13 protein-coding genes are annotated in these 15,984 nt (G+C 35.9%); 8 read left to right on the top strand and 5 right to left on the bottom strand.

Going from position 1 to position 15,984, the window contains the following annotated elements; all coding sequences use genetic code 11:
* The first annotated feature begins 32 nt into the window (after positions 1-32).
* The 5 genes from thiB to dinB all read left to right on the top strand — a co-directional run bounded on the left by thiB (position 33) and on the right by dinB (position 6,282).
* Complete coding sequence (gene thiB / locus J3U09_RS02150; RefSeq protein WP_267356946.1) at positions 33-1,031, top strand: thiamine ABC transporter substrate binding subunit; 999 nt, start codon at positions 33-35, stop codon at positions 1,029-1,031.
* 13 nt (positions 1,032-1,044) lie between these two features.
* On the top strand, positions 1,045-2,625 hold the full coding sequence (gene thiP / locus J3U09_RS02145; RefSeq protein WP_267356945.1) for a thiamine/thiamine pyrophosphate ABC transporter permease: 1,581 nt from the start codon (positions 1,045-1,047) through the stop codon (positions 2,623-2,625).
* Positions 2,603-3,304: a thiamine ABC transporter ATP-binding protein ThiQ gene (gene thiQ / locus J3U09_RS02140; protein WP_267337551.1), complete on the top strand. Its 702-nt coding sequence runs from the start codon at positions 2,603-2,605 to the stop codon at positions 3,302-3,304. Before thiP ends, thiQ begins: the two co-directional genes overlap by 23 nt.
* 154 nt (positions 3,305-3,458) lie before the next feature.
* A complete protein-coding gene (gene cptA, locus J3U09_RS02135; RefSeq protein WP_267356943.1) occupies positions 3,459-5,153 on the top strand; it encodes a phosphoethanolamine transferase CptA in 1,695 nt (564 codons plus the stop codon).
* Between the two features lie 73 nt (positions 5,154-5,226).
* Positions 5,227-6,282: a DNA polymerase IV gene (gene dinB / locus J3U09_RS02130; RefSeq protein WP_267356941.1), complete on the top strand. Its 1,056-nt coding sequence runs from the start codon at positions 5,227-5,229 to the stop codon at positions 6,280-6,282.
* Between the two features lie 81 nt (positions 6,283-6,363).
* Here the strand turns inward: dinB and J3U09_RS02125 are convergent, their stop codons facing one another.
* Together J3U09_RS02125 and J3U09_RS02120 are read right to left on the bottom strand one after the other, a co-directional pair.
* Positions 6,364-7,800, bottom strand: coding sequence for a 6-phospho-beta-glucosidase (locus J3U09_RS02125; RefSeq protein ID WP_220224873.1), 1,437 nt, complete (start codon positions 7,798-7,800; stop codon positions 6,364-6,366).
* 13 nt (positions 7,801-7,813) lie between these two features.
* Positions 7,814-9,685, bottom strand: coding sequence for a beta-glucoside-specific PTS transporter subunit IIABC (locus tag J3U09_RS02120; RefSeq protein WP_267356939.1), 1,872 nt, complete (start codon positions 9,683-9,685; stop codon positions 7,814-7,816).
* 137 nt (positions 9,686-9,822) lie between these two features.
* Between J3U09_RS02120 and J3U09_RS02115 the strand changes: the two genes are divergently transcribed.
* Positions 9,823-10,563 carry a GntR family transcriptional regulator gene (locus tag J3U09_RS02115; RefSeq protein WP_267330917.1) on the top strand — a complete coding sequence of 247 codons (741 nt, stop codon included), beginning with the start codon at positions 9,823-9,825 and terminating at the stop codon, positions 10,561-10,563.
* A gap of 69 nt (positions 10,564-10,632) precedes the next feature.
* Here the strand turns inward: J3U09_RS02115 and J3U09_RS02110 are convergent, their stop codons facing one another.
* The 3 genes from J3U09_RS02110 to rph form a co-directional block, all read right to left on the bottom strand.
* Positions 10,633-11,745 carry an SIMPL domain-containing protein gene (locus J3U09_RS02110; RefSeq protein WP_267356937.1) on the bottom strand — a complete coding sequence of 371 codons (1,113 nt, stop codon included), beginning with the start codon at positions 11,743-11,745 and terminating at the stop codon, positions 10,633-10,635.
* Positions 11,746-11,891: 146 nt separating this feature from the next.
* The gene (gene pyrE / locus J3U09_RS02105; protein ID WP_065561745.1) at positions 11,892-12,539 is read right to left on the bottom strand and encodes an orotate phosphoribosyltransferase; all 648 of its coding nucleotides are present in this window, start codon (positions 12,537-12,539) and stop codon (positions 11,892-11,894) included.
* 13 nt (positions 12,540-12,552) lie between these two features.
* Entirely contained in the window at positions 12,553-13,269 is a 717-nt protein-coding gene (gene rph / locus J3U09_RS02100) for a ribonuclease PH (RefSeq protein WP_267356935.1), read from the bottom strand.
* Positions 13,270-13,419: 150 nt separating this feature from the next.
* Here rph and J3U09_RS02095 point away from each other — a divergent pair, with 150 nt between their 5' ends.
* Positions 13,420-14,286 carry a YicC/YloC family endoribonuclease gene (locus J3U09_RS02095; RefSeq protein WP_267356933.1) on the top strand — a complete coding sequence of 289 codons (867 nt, stop codon included), beginning with the start codon at positions 13,420-13,422 and terminating at the stop codon, positions 14,284-14,286.
* A gap of 390 nt (positions 14,287-14,676) precedes the next feature.
* Positions 14,677-15,570 carry a hypothetical protein gene (locus J3U09_RS02090; protein WP_267356931.1) on the top strand — a complete coding sequence of 298 codons (894 nt, stop codon included), beginning with the start codon at positions 14,677-14,679 and terminating at the stop codon, positions 15,568-15,570.
* The last annotated feature ends 414 nt before the right edge of the window (positions 15,571-15,984 follow it).

The raw sequence follows: 15,984 nt of genomic DNA, 5'->3' as shown, positions 1-15,984 counted from the left end.
TTTTGTCTTTTACCTATTTCTTTGGAGGCAAAATGTTTTGTAAAAACTTTTTACTACCTGTTATTTTTTTATTTTCACTTTTTAGCCCATTAGCCAATGCAGAACTGCCGACTTTGACGGTTTATAGCTATAATTCATTTATGTCACAATGGGGACCCGGTGAGGCAATCAAAAAAGGGTTTGAAGCCCAATGCAATTGCCGACTTGAGGTTGTGACATTAGGTGATGGTGTGTCGGTTTTAAATCGTATTCGCCTTGAAGGCGATAAAACGAATGCGGATGTTATTTTAGGGTTAGATAACAACCTATTAGAGCAAGCCAAACAAGCGAATATTCTTATTCCTCATCAAATCGCTAAACCCGACAATCTCAACACCAATTGGTGGGATGATAGTTTTATGCCTTATGATTTTGGTTATTTTGCTTTTATCTACAATAATAACAAAGTCAAAAATCCACCTCATTCTTTACATGAACTGGTTGAAAACAAAGCCGGTTGGAAAATCATCTACCAAGATCCAAGAACCAGTACACCAGGACTCGGTTTACTATTTTGGGTAAAAAAAGTTTATGGAGATAAAGCAGCAGAAGCGTGGCAACAAATCGCTAAAAACACGGTGACAGTCACCAAAGGTTGGAGCGAAGCTTATGGTATGTTTTTAAAAGGCGAAGCGGATTTTGTACTTAGTTACAGTACATCGCCAGTGGCACATATCATTAATGAAAACGAGCATCACTACGAAGCAGCTATTTTTGATGAAGGGCACTATCGTCAAGTTGAAGTAGCCGGAATTATTAAATACAGTCAAGAAATTGACCTAGCGCGCCAATTTTTACGTTATTTGCTGACACCTGAAGTCCAACACCAATTTGCTGAGAAAAATGTGATGTATCCGATTATCAAAACGGATCTACCTAATGCTTTTGCGCAAATTAATTCAGTCAATAAATCGTTAGAATTTGAGCCGGCAGAGATTGAAAAACATCAAAAAGCTTGGATTCGAGAATGGCAATCGGCAATTAGTAAATAGATCCGTATCGCCAATGTTGAAATTTAAATCGTTATTACCCGGAATGAGTGCAGCGAGCTTAATACTCATCATTTTAAGCTCGGCACTTATTGCTATTTGGCGATTTGCCTTAGAGTCAGGAAATTTGACGATTTATCTTGATAGTTATGTGCTTCATATTATTTGGATCACTTTTTATCAAGCTTTGTTATCGACAATACTTTCGCTGGCATCAGCAATATTAATGGCTAAGGCGCTCTCCTTTATTGATTTTAAAGGTAAAAAGTTACTGATAAAAATAATGCCAATTACCTTTATTTTACCCGCTTTGGTGGTTGTGACAGGGTTGTTGTCGGTATATGGGCAACAAGGTTTACTGGCTTACATTTGCCAAGTACTGCATATCCCATTTTCATTTCCTATTTATGGCTTGCAAGGTATTTTGTTGGCTCATGTTTTTTTGAATTTTCCTTATGCTTGTGTGCTCTTTTACAAAACATTAAACAGTGTTGCGATAGAACAAAGACAGTTAGCGGCACAACTTAATTTTTCAACATTTACCTATTTTAAATTACTTGAATGGCCGTTACTTCGTAGACAAATATTGCCTATGGCAGCACTTATTTTTATGCTCTGTTTTTCGAGTTTTGCCATAGTGCTTGCATTGGGTGGTGGTCCAAAATATACCACGCTGGAAGTGGCTATTTATCAAGCGGTGCGAGACTTTGATCTATTACAAGCCGCATTACTATCTTGCGTGCAGTTGGTTTGCTGTATTGTTTTTATCAGCTTGATGCAGAAAATAAATAGAAATGATAGAAAGCTGAGTGTTAAATTTAGTCACTCCAACTATCAATTACCGATAACCAATTGGTTAAAAATGATTAGTATGATAATTATCGTAATAGGGGGATTATTTATATTGTCCCCGATGATTACTATACTTTTTCAAGGTTTCTATTTTTTCCAAATCTCATTACTCACATCGATGTTGCAACAAGCTTTACTCTATTCAATCCTTATTGCTATAGGTTCGGCTATGATAGCGATGTTACTTGGGTTACTTTTGCTATGGACCAATTGCCGACTATTGATTAACCAACAACGTCAATTAAGCAATCGGCTTATGATGGTTGCCTCATTGATATTAGCCATACCAAACATGGTATTAGCATCGGGATTGTTTTTATTGTTATTCGGTTTTAGTCATAACACTGTTTTTATCTGCTTATTAATTATGGTTTGTAATGGGTTAATGGCGTTACCTTTCATCCTTAAAAATTTAGCTACGCCGATGTATGATATTACGGCTCGCTATTGGCAATTAACCCAAACCCTTAATATCAATGGTTTAACGCATTTTTATTTGGTCGATTTTAAGGGGTTAAAAAGCCTTATGTTGATGAGTTTTGCCCTTGCTGCCATATTGTCATTGGGCGATTTTGGGGTAATAGCTCTGTTTGGCGGGCAGTCGGTGACCACGTTACCTTATTATTTATACCAACAGATATCGCATTATCATTATCAAGAAAGTATCGTGACAGCCGCGATATTATTACTTTTATCTTTTAGTTTATTGGTTGTGATGGATTATGATCGAACTTCAAAAAATTGAATATCAATATGACAACTTCAACATGCACTTTACGCTAAATATTGCTGCTAAAGAACGGGTTGTTATTGTCGGTCCAAGTGGCGCGGGCAAAAGTACATTACTTAGCTTGATTGCGGGGTTCATCTTTCCTAAATCAGGACAAATCATCTTAAATAACCAAAATGTCACAACAACGTTACCCGGTAAACGCCCGGTATCGATGCTATTTCAACAAAATAACTTATTTAGCCATCTAACGGTTGAACAAAATATTGCTTTAGGCATCAAGCCGACATTAAAACTGAGTCGAGCTGAACAAATGACTATTAATGATATTCTGGTTCGTGTCGGGCTGGAAGGCTTTAACCATCGCTATCCCGAACAGCTATCGGGTGGCCAACGGCAACGCGTGGCACTGGCTCGCTGTCTTATACAACATCGTCCTATACTATTATTAGATGAGCCATTTTCTGCTCTTGACCAAGCTCTTCGCTTTGAAATGTTGGCATTGGTGAATCAGGTTTGTAGTGAATTTAATCTGACCTTAATGATGGTATCGCATTATCTGGATGAGTCACTTAGCCATTTTTCCCGCTGTGTGGTTATTGAAAATGGAAACGTCATATTTAATGCAGAACCAAAACAGCTAGCTGAAAATCAAGAGATAGCTAAATTGTTAGGGATAAGTTATTATTCATAATTAGAATTCTCCGTAAAAAAAAGTTGAGGAACGGGGTTTTTGAATCCCTTTCATCATAATCAATAAATAATCTTTATTAGTTCCATCTTAAGGTTTTGTTAATCTGTTTTTGTTAGTTTAGTGACACTTCTATTTGTGATTAATGAGGCAAAAGTTGGATAGGAATTTTAGTTGGCGTTCGTTGGTTTATGCGATTTTGTATTTCTGTTACTTTTCTTGTGCTTTGCAACTTTATATTGCGCTGTCAGGTCATGCTAATTTTATTGGGCTTCGCGATTCGATCATTTATAGTATGATTTGGTTGATTCCAGTCCTATTTTTTCCTCATTTTACCAAAAAATATGCAACCATTTATGGCATTATTGTCGGTGGGTTGTCGCTGATTTCTATTGGTTATTTTACGATATATCGACAAGAGTTTTCGCAGAGCGTTTTTTTTGTGATGGCGGAGTCGAACTATAATGAGTCACATGAATTTATTTCCCAGTACCTTAGTATTAAGCTCGTCGCCGTGCTGTTGATTTATATTTTGGTTGGGGTGTTTTTGTGGTTTAAGGTTAAACCGTTTTATGTCAAAAATATGACTAAATGGGTGGTGTCGATAATCATTGTGGTTTATGCGTTGATGCCATTGTTTATTAGTGTGGCGATTAAGAAGACTTCGTTTGAGCGCGCTACCCAGCATCTGTTAAGTCGGATGGAAACGACGGTTCCATGGCAATTGCTCAGTAGTTATATTGCTTATCGTTCTCAGCTTTCTAATATGGACAAAATCTTGAATCATCTCGAAACCTTGCCTAAATTCGAAAATTTAACTGATGCCAATGGAAATACTCCAAGAACGTTAGTGCTGGTGATTGGTGAGTCAACTACTCGTAGCCGTATGGGCATTTATGGTTATGACCGTGATACGACGCCGTTAATCGAGCAATTTAAAAAAGATAACCCTGATTTTCTTGCTTTTAATGATGTTGTTTCATCAAGACCTTATACGATCGAGATTTTGCAACAAGCGCTAACCTTGGCCGATGAGCAACATCCTGATTTATATCTTTCTAAGCCATCTTTAATTCATTTGATGAAGCAGGCCGGCTATAAGACTTTTTGGATTACCAATCAACAAACGATGACCAAGCGCAATACGATGTTGACGATGTTCTCTAAGCAAGCTGATGAGCAGTTTTATATGAATAATGATCGTAACCAGAGTTCCAGACAATATGATTCGTCGGTTTTTGAGCCGTTTAAGAATGTGCTAAATGATCCTGCTGAAAAGAAATTTATTGTTATTCATCTGCTCGGTACGCATATGAAATATGAGCTGCGCTATCCGGAAGGTGAGGAGTATCAGCGTTTTAAAGATAAGACTGGCGTAAATTTTGATTTGGATAATGATAAGTTAAAAGTTTATAACAGTTATGATAATGCGGTCGCGTTTAATGATTTTGTTACCACTGAGCTGTTTAAGCTATTTAAGAATGGTGATCCAAATGGTTTTATTTTGTATTTTTCCGATCATGGTGAGGAAGTTTATCAAACGGCTCCGCATGATGTTTTAGGGCGTAATGAGAAGGCGCCAACTAGGGCTATGTATACGGTTCCTTTTATGCTTTGGCAATCACCTAAGTGGTTAGTGAGTCATCCTAATAATCATTTTGAGTCTTATGTGAATCGAAAATTTAGTACTCAGGATTTGATTCATACTTGGTCTGATTTGGCTGGGTTAAGCTTCGATGATTATCAACCCGAAAAAAGTATTGTGAATGAAAAATTTGCACAGCCAACTCGATGGATTGGTGATCCTCATGGTAAAGAGGGGTTAACCGATTTCGATCAGCTCGCTAAATAGTGATTTACAGATAAAGTAAAGGTATGGTATTGTATATTTATACAGTTATTTTCTATATACTAATACCTTCATTATGCGAAAAATTATTCATGTCGATATGGATTGTTTTTATGCTGCTGTCGAAATGCGAGACAATCCACGTTATCGCAATGTGCCGATCGCCGTAGGTGGCGATCCGCGTAAGCGTGGTGTGGTGGCAACTGCTAATTATATTGCTCGTCAGTATGGTGTGCATAGTGCGATGTCAATGGCACAGGCAATTAAGCTGTGCCCTAATATCAAGGTCATTCCTGGTCGTCATGCCGTCTATAAAGAGGTTTCCAATCAAATCCATCAAATATTTAAGCGTTATACTCAAGCCATTGAGACGCTTTCGCTTGATGAGGCTTATTTGGATGTGACGGATTGTAAGCTTTGTCATGGTTCTGCTACGTTAATCGCCCAAGATATTCGACAAGCAATCTATAAGGAACTTGAGTTAACCGCGTCAGCAGGTGTGGCTCCACTTAAGTTTTTAGCTAAAATCGCATCTGATATGAATAAGCCAAATGGGCAATATGTGATTACACCCGATCAGGTTGAAGGATTTATTGAGCAACTTCCACTGAAGAAGATCCCCGGTGTGGGTAAAGTGACCGAGAAGAAGCTAGCAGAGTTGGGGCTTTATACCTGTAAAGATGTGGTTAATTATGATTTGACTAAGTTACTTAATCAGTTTGGTAAGTTTGGACGTATTTTATATGAACGTTGCCAAGGGATTGATGAACGCGAAGTCTGTAATGATAGGCAACGCAAGTCAGTTGGGGTAGAGCGCACGTTGGTTGATGATATTCACAGTTGGGATGAGTGTTTAGCACAATTTGATCCGCTATTTGAGGAGTTGGAGAAGCGTTTAAGTAAAGTCCGCTCCGATCTCTCTATTGCTCGCCAAGGTGTGAAACTTAAGTTTGATGATTTTCAGCTTACGACTCAAGAGCATGTTTGGTCTAAGTTGGATAAAGCTGATTTGATTGAACAAGCTCATAAAGTTTGGCTAGAAAGGCGCAATGATCGGGGTGTTAGGTTAATTGGTTTTCATGTGACGTTGATTGATCCACAAGTTGAAAAGCAACTTATTTTTAAGTTTTGATTGATGATGTTTTGATTAGATGAGATGGGTTAAAGGATCTGATTTTAATTCGCAAATCAGATCCTTTATATTATTAAGTGATTATTTTAAGCTTTGACCATTGGTCTTAATCACATTTTTATACCATTCGAATGACTCTTTTTTATAGCGTTTCATGCTTCCGTTACCTTCGTTGTCACGATCAACATAAATCACGCCATAACGTTTTTTCATTTCGCCAGTGGTGAATGAAACGACGTCGATAATCCCCCAAGCGGTATAACCAATCACATCAACTCCGTCGTAATCCATCGCTTTTTGCATCGCTTTAATATGCGCGCCGAGGTATTCGATTCGTGGTTTATCGTGAATTTGGTTGTCGTGCTCAAGTTCATCAATCGCGCCAAAACCATTTTCAACAATAAATAGTGGTAGTTGATAACGATCGTATAAGCGATTAAGTGTGTAACGTAATCCTTCTGGGTCGATCGGCCAACCCCAGTCACTGCTTTTAATGTATGGATTTTCAACTGCATTTGGTAATGCACCATTGACGATGTTGTCACGGTTGTCGTTTTTAACATCCGCTTTTACGACCGTTGACATGTAGTAACTAAAGCCGATGTAATCAACCGTACCTTGTTTTAAACAAGCTAAGTCTTCTTCTGTAATATCAAGTTTGTAGCCTTCGCGTTCAAACTCTTTTAATGCGTATGATGGATAATATCCACGAACATGTACATCAGGGAAGAAGAAGCGTTGATGCATAGCAATTTCTGATGCCATCATGTCTTCAGGGTTACATGAGTATGGGTAAATTGGCACGTGAGAAATCATACAACCAATTTCAAAGTTAGGGTTGATTTTTTTACCAGCAATAACCGCTTTAGCACTGGCTAATAATTCGTAATGCGCAACTTGGTAAAGCACTTCTTGTGGATTTTCACCTGGTTTAACTTGTACACCTGAGTTGGTCCAGAAGAAGATTGGGTTACTGGTGTCCATTTGGTTGTTGATTTCGTTAAAAGTCATCCAATATTTAACTTTGTTTTTATAACGTTCAAAACAACTTATAGCAAAACGTTCAAAAAACTCTACGGTTTTACGATTACGAAAACCACCATATTGACGAGCAATGTGTAATGGGATTTCAAAATGTGAAAGGGTAATAACCGGTTCAATTCCATTCGCAATGAGTTCATCAAATACGTCATCGTAAAATTGTAGGCCTGCTTCATTTGGCTCTAGCTCATCGCCTTTAGGGAAAATTCGAGTCCAAGCAATTGAAGTACGGAGGCATTTTAGTCCAAGTTCAGCAAATAATTTGATGTCTTCTTTATAATGATGATAGAAATCAATTGCTGTGTGATTTGGGTAAAATTTGCCTGCTTCGATATCTTGAGTGATTTGTCTTGCAACACCATGTGCGCCAGCGGTCATGACATCAACCACGCTTGGTCCTTTGCCCCCTTCATTCCAGCCGCCTTCGAATTGGTGAGCGGCTAATGCACCGCCCCATAAAAATGGTTTTTTAGTCATTTTTGATTCCTTGTTATTGCTTAATTTCGAATATGATATCGTCAAGATTTACGTCTTTATTTTCAGTTAATGTGATCAATTGGTATTGATCTGTATTAACAATAATAATTGGTGTAATTAATGGATAACCTGCTTGTTTGACCGCTTGTGGATCAAAGCTGATTAGCAAATCACCTTTTTTAACTTGTTGACCCATACTGATGTGATAACTAAATTCGTTATTAGTTAAATTAACGGTATCTATTCCAACGTGAATTAATAATTCTACGCCGTTATCTAGGACTAAACCGATAGCATGTTTTGAACTTTCAAATACCGCACTAACTACGCCATCAAATGGTGCATAAACATGGTTATCTGTTGGTTCGATAGCAATACCTTCACCCATTAATTTTTGTGCAAAAGCGGGATCTGGTACTTCGCTTAGTGGTAATGCTTTACCGATCATTGGGCTAGTAATGTTAACTTTATCAAGAACGACTTTTGGGGTGTCGTTTTCAATTTTTTCATCACTTTGTGCTTTTTCATTAGTACCAAAAATTTGCATTAAGATCACTGGCCCAAATAGTGCTATTGCTGAACCCAGTGCTACGCCGATGATTGATCCATAATGTTCTGGGTTAATTGCATTAACAATAGTTAGTGGTCCAGGTAATGCTGCATAGGTGTAGTAGTAAGGCGTAAAGATACCAGCGACCATCCCACCAATTGCAGCACAAATACAGCCATAAATAAATGGTGTTTTAAAGCGTAAGTTAACCCCATAAATAGCTGGCTCTGTGATACCAAATAGACCCGTAATAAATGCAGAGATTGATACACCTTTCATCTCTTTTGAGCGAGTTTTGATATAGAATCCTAATGCTGCACCGACTTGACCAATTACCGCGATAGTTTGGTAGGCTTGGAAAGAGTCTTTACCATATTGGTTAATGTTTTCGATAATAACTGGTGTAATACCCCAATGCACACCAAATATAACCAGAACTTGCCAAAATGCCCCGATAATCGCACCCGCGACCCATGGCGCAAGGTTTACAATCCAGTTGTATCCGCTTGCAAGGTAGTGTGCTGCACCAGCTGTAATAGGTCCAATTACTAATAAGGTTAATGGAACCATAATCACTAAGCAGATTAATGGCATGACTAATGGTTTAATAATGCTGTGTAAGCGAGGTTCTAAGAAACGCTCTAAATAAGAGAGTAACCATACTAAAAATAGTGGTGGTAATACGGTTGACATATAGGTGGTTTCAGATAACGGTAAACCAAATAAGTCAAATGTTCCCCCATTTTTTATTGATGTTGCAATTTCTGCCCATGTTGGTGATAGTAGCGCTGCACAACATGCTACTGCAATATAGATGTTGCAACGGAAATGTTGCGATGCAGTAATGGCAATAAAGATAGGTAAAAAGGTAAATGGCGCCCAAGAGATAAAGCTAAATACTTGGCAAGTGCCAGTTTGTTCAAATTCTGGATAGGCAAGCTTAATTAAAATTAAGATCCCTTGTAATATACCTGCTCCAGCTAAAACATAAACGAAGGGAGCAAAAACAGCTGACATTGTGGCGATAACACGATTTAACATACTACTTTTGCTATTTACATCAACTTTATTGTTTCCACTCATTAATTGCGTAAATGCATTATAGACTTTGTCTACATTTGTGCCGATAACAACTTGAATTTGTCCACCTTTTTCAACCACGGTGATAACACCCGGCAAACTGGCGATTTTCTCTTTCGCTTCTGCTGGGGTGGTTTGAGTAACGACACGCAAACGAGTTGCACAACGTGCGACAGAAACAATATTATTTTCGCCGCCTAACTCATTTAATATATCAACTGCTAATTTATTATAATCTCTAATTTTAGATGACATCAATTAAGCTCCTTTTAACAGGTAAGAGAGCATATCTTATCCTTAAATTGAAAATTGTTAATGACCAATTTTATTGTTTGTGATCTAGATCGCGTTTTCTAGCAATTTTGATTTATTTAATTAAGGATAAGTATAGAATGTCAATCATTTATACCAATATCAAAGAACGACTAATGTTAAAATACCAAGATGTGGCAAAGAAAATTCAACAGTCGATTTATCAACAAAATCTGCCTAAAGATACACAATTGCCTAATATCGAAGGATTAATTCAACAATATCAAGTTAGTCGTACCACCATTATCAAAGCACTTAATCGCCTTGAAAGGCACGGTGTGATCTATCAAATTCAAGGCAGTGGTATTTTTGTTAGGCAACCCAAAAAACGGGGTTATCTGAATTTTTTAGAGAGTCATGGTTTTAGTGTTGACCTAAATGATTTACCAGGCGCTTCACAAGTATTTAATGTTGATGTTATTCAGCCTAATGCCAAAGTAAAAGAGAACTTACAGTGTGAAGATGGTGAAGAAGTCTATTATATAAAACGATTACGTTTGGTTGAAGGCAAGGTTTATGGTTTTGAGCAATCTTATTATCGTAAAAAGATCATCTCTTACCTTAATCGAGAAATTGCCGAAAACTCAATTTTTAGTTACGTTAAAGAGATTTGTAAAATCAATATTGGTTTTTCTGATAAATATTTCAAAGCGATAAAATTAGATGAGGAGATCGCCCCTTATTTAGGATTAAAACCTGGCGATCCCGCTTTATGTGTTGAAGAGATTTTTTATACTACAGCAGGCGAACCTTTCGATTTTTCAAGAATTATCTATCATTACGACAATGCTAAATTCTATGTACAAAGTCATTCAAAATAGTCGAAGGTATTTCATTTAGTTAATAAAATAAATTACTAACTAAATAAAATTTTATCAATTTAACAGCTACTACTTTTGTTCAACTTTTTTAAGTGTTTCGAATGTACCTGATAAAGTTAATGTGACTTCATATTCTGGTGGGGTATTGATATCTACATCCATAGGATCATCGGCACTCCTATCCATAGCTAGATAACGTTTTTCACTTTTGGCGTTGCTATATGATGAATATGTTCTATCAAAATCTCTTGAGTCGAGTGATAGTGTAATCGGTGCGCCTAGTACATACTGTTTATCCAGTAATCGTTCAACTTTAGCGCTCAATTTGTTTAGTAAAAGGGTTTCATGCTCGTTTAGCGCAGCTTGAATTGCTTCAGGCGAAACACTATAAGAGATGTTATTGTTGACTTGCATCTTTAATTCTTGCGCTTTAGCAATAATTTTACCAATAAGATCTAATTTATTTATTTTTATTTTTAGTGTGTTATTGACGAAATAGTGTTTTTCTTCAATTTCTTTAGCCTCCATTTCGCGTACCATATATTTTTTAATTGATACGTTCGTTAAGCCTATCTTTTTTAATTCGTTAGCGATATTGTTAAAGTCTTTGTACAGATCATCCTTTGCTCTACTTTCTCTATTACTGGTTGTAGCAATGGAGAATTCATAGTAGTTAGTCAAATTTTTATCGTCAATCTGATAAATGTTGTTTATACCATATTTATCAAGTATTTTATTAAGATTGATGAAGCTATCATTATTATCAATCGTTAATACAACATTAAGAATAGCTGCATAAGTGGGATTGTTTTTACTATCTGGTTTCGTCACAGTTCTAACACTGTTTTTGTAGTCGGTGGTAACTAAATTATCGTCGGTAATATTAAGTGTATTTAAATAAGTTTTTAACTTCTTCATTGTTTCGACATTAAGATTAGAAGCTTCCGTTGATGTTTCACCCTCTGTTTCTAAGGTTACATAAAATTCAACTGTATCGGGTTTTAATATAATGTTATCAGTAATTTTGGAGGTGATTTCTCCAACAGGGATAAGGTTCTTTCCATATTTTAATTGCTGTAGTTCTAAATAATTATTGCTAACGTTTAACGCATTATTTTGGGCGTGAGATGGAAAGATGGTACTTATATTCATTAATAGGATTAATAAGAAGGTTTTTTTCATTTTATTTCCTTTATTCAGTCTAGTGAAATGGGCTAGTAAAGTAGGTTCAATGTAGAAAGATAAGATGATTATAATTAATATAATTGGAAAGTTGTAAAAAAATTGTAAAACTTTATGAATATAAAAAAGCGTCTTACGACGCTTTATTATTTTATTCCATATTCAGCACGATAGGCTTCGACTTGGGTGACTTGGTCTTTTCGTGATGGATCTTGGTAGAGGTATTGGATCAAATCATCTAAAGTAATAATTGAAATTACATCACAATGATAAGTCTGTTTGATTTCTTGAATAGCAGATAAATCACCTCGGCCTTTTTCTTGACGATCTAAGCAAATCAATACGCCAGCAAGTTTAGATTGATTGTCTTCCAAAATTCGCATTGATTCACGAATTGCTGTACCAGCGGTAATTACATCATCAACTAACATAACGCGTTGTTGATATATTGAACTACCTACTAGATTACCACCTTCGCCATGGTCTTTCGCTTCCTTTCGGTTAAAGCAGTAAGGAACATCAACATTGTGGTGTTCAGATAGGGCAACCACTGTTGATGAAACGATTGGAATGCCTTTGTAGGCTGGACCAAAGATAACATCATATTGTAAATCTGCATCGATCAATGCAGCGGCATAAAAACGACCTAATAACGCTAAATCTTTACCGGTATTAAATAGTCCTGCATTAAAAAAGTAAGGGCTTTTTCGACCTGATTTTAAAGTAAACTCGCCAAATTTTAATGCTTGCCTATCTAAAGCAAATTCTATAAATTCACTTTTATATGATTTCATCGATCCTCTCCAATTAATCTTTTAAAGCTTGTTTTTGTGCTTCTGTAATAGTTTTTATGCCATTTTTTGCTAGTTCTAATAGGGTTAATAATTCTTGATGACTAAATGGTTCACCCTCGGCAGTGCCTTGAACTTCTATGATACGACCATCATCTGTCATAACGACATTCATATCGGTTTCAGCATTAGAATCTTCAATGTATTCTAAGTCGCATAGAGCTTCACCGTTTACAATGCCTACCGATACGGCAGCCACTAAAGATTTAATTGGATTTTCTTTGATTTTGCCATTAGAAATTAATGTATTTATTGCATCAACGAGTGCAACACAAGCTCCGGTAATCGATGCAGTTCTTGTGCCACCATCGGCTTGAATAACGTCACAATCAAGGGTAATGGTGTATTCACCTAATAATTCAAGGTCAACCATCGCGCGCAGTGAACGGGCAATTAGGCGTTGGATTTCCATTGTTCGGCCAGTTTGTTTGCCTTTTGCAGCTTCTCGTTGTGTTCTTGAATTTGTTGCGCGAGGTAACATGCCATATTCAGCAGTGATCCAACCTTGATTTTGACCTTTTAAAAAGCGGGGTACAGATTCATCAATTGTTGCATTACAAAGTACTTTGGTTTCACCAAATTCGACTAATACAGAACCTTCTGCATGCTTAGTGTAATGACGGGTTATTTTGATTGGGCGGACTTGTTCCGCAGATCGACCAGACGGGCGCATGCAATTCTCCAGCAGTTTATTTTATCTTCGAATTAATTTTTTAGGGGGACATCAACAAGAAAGCGTCGATGTTTAGCCTAAGCTAAGGGCACATTATACAGAATTCGTGTTACAATGCACACTAAGTTTTTATAAATTTAGGAACCTATTATGATTTCTAGTATGACCGCGTATGCGAGAAAAGAGTTGAACCAATCATGGGGTAATGCGTCTTGGGAGTTGCGTTCGGTCAATCAACGCTACTTAGAAACCTATATTCGATTACCAGAACAGTTTCGCTCACTTGAGCCGATCGTTCGTGAGCGTCTTCGTGCTCGATTAACTCGCGGAAAGATTGAATGTAACTTACGCTTCGAACTTGATCCCGCTACTCAGAACCAAGAGTTATCATTAAATATTGAGCTGGCTAAACAGATATTAAATGCAGGTGATTGGATTAAACGTGAATACCAAACCGGTCCAATCAATCCGCTTGATGTTTTACGTTGGCCGGGAGTGATGTCGAGTAAAGAACAAAATTTAGATGCAATTTCGCAAGAAATTTTAGCTTTACTTGAAAAGACAATCGATGAATTTATCACTGTTCGTGAACGTGAAGGTAAAGCCCTAAGCGAATTAATTACTCAACGCTTAGACGCAATAACTGTCGAAGTTAATAAAATTCGAGATTGGATGCCACAAATCTTAGATTGGCAGAAAGAGCGTTTAAAAAGCAAACTAGACGAAGCCAATATTGAACTAGATAGCTCACGTCTTGAACAAGAAATTGTGATGGTTGCACAAAAAATTGATGTGGCTGAAGAGTTAGATCGATTAATGACTCATGTCAAAGAAACTTATACAATCTTAAAGAAAAACGAAGCAGTAGGGCGCCGACTTGATTTTATGATGCAAGAATTTAATCGTGAATCAAATACCATCGCTTCAAAATCAATTAATGCGGATGTAACTGCAAGTGCGATTGAACTTAAAGTATTGATTGAGCAGATTCGAGAGCAAGTACAAAATATCGAGTAATTTAATGAGCAAGTATTTTGTCATCGGCAAAGTCCTTCACTCAATATAGTCTTAAATGTTTATATCGATTAACAGACTGATTTATTATTTACTCAAAAACAATCAATGTAGATTAAATTAACAATAGGGGCGCAATGCCCCTTTTTTATGTCAAGATATTATGAATTGCTTTTTCAAAGATTATTTATAATTAATAAAGAAAAATCTTTACTTTTATCTAGTCTAATAAACTTTACTTTTCATAGAGCATGTTTAAAATGCACCAGTCAAATTAATAACTCAGTCCTAGTTATTGGAAAAAATAACAAAAATTGACAATTATCATTTAAACATAGCTAGAAGTTTTTTTATTAGTATTATAATTTTTAAGGAATAATAAGGAATAAAACAATGAGCTCTACAGTTAGTCATTATCAGTTGTCACATAAGTTTAATCCGCTTTTAACCATTGTCTTTACCATAATAGGTATTTTTGTCGCAATTGCTTTGGGCATTATCTATTCAATCATCTCTTATTATTCTCCGTTTGTTATAATTGATATTGGTTTAGTCGTTGTAATGGGATTGACGTTAGCCTATCTTGCTTCATTTCTTGCAAAAGCAGCAAAAGTAAGAAACACCATGGTTAATTTTTTTATGGCATTCTTTATCTGTTTATTTGCTTACTACTCAAGTGTATGTGGATTTGAAGTAGGTCTTTTTTCGGGTGATTTTACAGATTATATTAAACTGTTTTTTTCACCGTTCACAGTCGTTGACATCATGTTTGATGAAATTCTTCCATACCGTGAAATATCCATCACCAGAAAATCGAATACAAGTCACATTTCTGGTTTAATGTTGGGTGTTGTTTATTTAATTGAGTTGCTTGTTTTCTTCTACCCATTAATCGTTTCATTTCATATTGACGATTATTATTGTGAAGATTGCCAAGCATGGTACAAAAAATATCAATTCTTTTCATCAAGTAATGAAAGCCTAGAAACTAAACTTTCTGCCAATTTAACTGGTAGTTATGCCGATGTATTATCGCAAACAACTTTTTATACTGATACAAAAGGAATAGTTAATCAAGTCGATCAATCAGCAGGAAATATCGATGTATTAGAATATCAATATTGCCAATGCCCAAAATGTCGTCAGAAAAGCATTCTTACCATAGAGAAAAAATTGTTGAAAAAAGACAAAAAAGAGTATGAATTAAAAGGTGTTAGTGATGGATTTATAGTCCAAGATGCCTATATTGATAACAAAACCGATGCATTATTTGAAAAAGAAATATAAATTGGTAAGAAAGATAAAAAGGGACAGATGTCCCTTTTTTATTGTATAAAATTAAAACTGCTGAGGCTTTTTTGTGATAAAAAATGGAATCCTGTAAATTATTCCTTCATAAACTTGAAATCGATCATCTATTTTTCCCTCAAAACTAAAAGATTAATTTTACCCTTGAATATGTGTACGAGTTAGTTCTAAAAAGGATCATTTTTAAAATGATCTTTTCCTTCTCAATTGTAAATAAAAGTAATAGAAAAATAATAAATTAATAATATTTTTATAAATATTTAACAAAATTTGACGAGCAGAAAATCTCTTAATTTTCATTACCTTAACTTATTTTTAACAATGTATGTCGATTATTGGAAATAATTTAAATATTTTTTAATAGAAATTTTCGAATGATTAAATATTGATTGA

This window comes from Gilliamella sp. B2889 (assembly GCF_026536885.1).
In the GTDB taxonomy this organism is placed as follows: Bacteria; Pseudomonadota; Gammaproteobacteria; order Enterobacterales; family Orbaceae; genus Gilliamella; species Gilliamella apicola_E.
This window is presented reverse-complemented; position numbering and strand designations above follow the sequence as displayed.

What these genes read in the sequence shown, in the direction of transcription:
- thiB (WP_267356946.1), top strand. Translation starts at nt 33, where the DNA reads ATGTTTTGTAAAAACTTTTTACTACCTGTTATTTTTTTATTTTCACTT.
- thiP (WP_267356945.1), top strand. Translation starts at nt 1,045, where the DNA reads ATGTTGAAATTTAAATCGTTATTACCCGGAATGAGTGCAGCGAGCTTA.
- thiQ (WP_267337551.1), top strand. Translation starts at nt 2,603, where the DNA reads ATGATCGAACTTCAAAAAATTGAATATCAATATGACAACTTCAACATG.
- dinB (WP_267356941.1), top strand. Translation starts at nt 5,227, where the DNA reads ATGCGAAAAATTATTCATGTCGATATGGATTGTTTTTATGCTGCTGTC.
- J3U09_RS02125 (WP_220224873.1), bottom strand. Translation starts at nt 7,800, where the DNA reads ATGACTAAAAAACCATTTTTATGGGGCGGTGCATTAGCCGCTCACCAA.
- J3U09_RS02120 (WP_267356939.1), bottom strand. Translation starts at nt 9,685, where the DNA reads ATGTCATCTAAAATTAGAGATTATAATAAATTAGCAGTTGATATATTA.
- J3U09_RS02115 (WP_267330917.1), top strand. Translation starts at nt 9,823, where the DNA reads ATGTCAATCATTTATACCAATATCAAAGAACGACTAATGTTAAAATAC.
- J3U09_RS02110 (WP_267356937.1), bottom strand. Translation starts at nt 11,745, where the DNA reads ATGAAAAAAACCTTCTTATTAATCCTATTAATGAATATAAGTACCATC.
- pyrE (WP_065561745.1), bottom strand. Translation starts at nt 12,539, where the DNA reads ATGAAATCATATAAAAGTGAATTTATAGAATTTGCTTTAGATAGGCAA.
- rph (WP_267356935.1), bottom strand. Translation starts at nt 13,269, where the DNA reads ATGCGCCCGTCTGGTCGATCTGCGGAACAAGTCCGCCCAATCAAAATA.
- J3U09_RS02095 (WP_267356933.1), top strand. Translation starts at nt 13,420, where the DNA reads ATGATTTCTAGTATGACCGCGTATGCGAGAAAAGAGTTGAACCAATCA.
- J3U09_RS02090 (WP_267356931.1), top strand. Translation starts at nt 14,677, where the DNA reads ATGAGCTCTACAGTTAGTCATTATCAGTTGTCACATAAGTTTAATCCG.